Source organism: Streptomyces sp. NPDC060028 (assembly GCF_042736725.1).
Classification (GTDB): domain Bacteria; phylum Actinomycetota; class Actinomycetes; order Streptomycetales; family Streptomycetaceae; genus Streptomyces.
This window is the reverse complement of the sequence record NZ_JBHWVJ010000186.1, coordinates 1-1,355: the sequence shown is the minus strand read 5'-3', so window position 1 is coordinate 1,355 and position 1,355 is coordinate 1. Positions and strand designations below refer to the sequence as shown.

1 protein-coding gene is annotated in these 1,355 nt (G+C 68.5%); it reads right to left on the bottom strand.

Annotated features, from left to right (window positions below):
* Positions 1-36 precede the first annotated feature (36 nt).
* Positions 37-1,283 (bottom strand): IS3 family transposase gene (locus tag ACFWBF_RS37320; protein WP_385609277.1). Its coding sequence is split into 2 segments (ribosomal slippage): positions 37-944 and positions 944-1,283, totalling 1,248 coding nucleotides; the frame shifts between segments, so codons are not numbered across the junction.
* Between the last annotated feature and the right edge of the window lie 72 nt (positions 1,284-1,355).

The window sequence follows — 1,355 nt, the reverse complement described above, 5'->3', positions numbered from 1 at the left end:
GGGCCTTCCCCCGTGGTGGTGGACACGCTTCGTTGATCACGCGGCGAGGGTGAGCTTAGCCGCGTGGTGTCGGCGTTCGTATTCGTTGGGGCTGAGGTGGCCGTTGGCGGAGTGCCGGCGGCGGGTGTTGTAGCGGGTCAGCCAGGCGAAAACGGTTCTGCGGCAGGTGCTGGCGTCGCCGTAGTCTCGGGCGTCCTGGAGGGTCTCGCGTTTGAGGGAAGCGTGGAAGCTTTCGCAGGCTGCGTTGTCGGCGCTGGACCCGACCGCGCCCATCGACCGGGTGACCTTCAGTTGGTCGCAGAGACCTGCGAAGGCCCGAGAGCCGTATTGCGCCCCGTGATCGGAGTGAAAGGCGGAACCCTCCAGGCTGCCGCGGGTGCGGGCGGCCATCAGCAGGGCGTCGGCGACCAGGTCCGTGCGCATGTGGCCGGCGATTGACCAGCCGACCACCCGGCGGCTGAAACAGTCCAGCACCGTGGCCAGGTAGAGGAACTCGCCGTTCGCGAGGGGCAGGTAAGTGATGTCGCCCATGTATTTCCGGCCCGGCTCGGCGGCGGTGAAGTCCCTCTGGAATAGGTCAGGGACCAGCGCGGCTGCCGGGTCCGCGGCAGTGGTGCGGACGCGTCTGCGCAGGCGGATGCCGGTGATGGAGAACGTTCGCATCACCCGGGCGACGCGCTTCTCATTGACGTGCAGGCCGGTCTCCTTCAGCTCGGCGGTCACCCGAGGGGAGCCGTAGGCGCCGCCGGATTCCGCGTGGACCTCGCGGATCCTCGCAGCCAGGCGCTGGTCGGCCCGCTGCCGGACCTGCCGGGCCTCGGCGCCCGCCAGCCACTTGTAGTAGCTGGATCTGTTCACGTCCAGGACCTGGCAGAGCTGCTTCACCTCGAAGGCGTCCCGGTGGTCGTCGACGAACTGGAAGCGGCTCCTCACCAGTTCGTCTCTCCGGCGAAATACTTGGCCGCCTTGCGGAGTATGTCCCGCTCGGTCGCGAGTTTGCGTTCATTCGCCTCGAGCTCGGCCACCCTTGCCTCCAGCTGCCGGATCCGCTCGTCCGGATCCGCGGACGGCGTCGCCTGCCCCGCCCGGGCCGACGTCTGCCCCGCCCGGGCGGCGACCGGGCCGACGCCTCGGCATTCCCGGTCCCTCAGCACCCACTCCCGCAGGGTGGCCCGGTTGATGCCCAGGTCAGCGGCGATGCTCTTGTAGGTCGCCCCGGGTGTGGACTCGTACAGGGCCACGGCATCGGCCTTGAACTCGTCCGAGTAATCCTTCATCGCCATCGGCGGTCTTCTCGCTTCCTCCGGATCAAGCAGATCCAGTATCAGCGTGTCCACCACTCAGGGGGAGGCCCC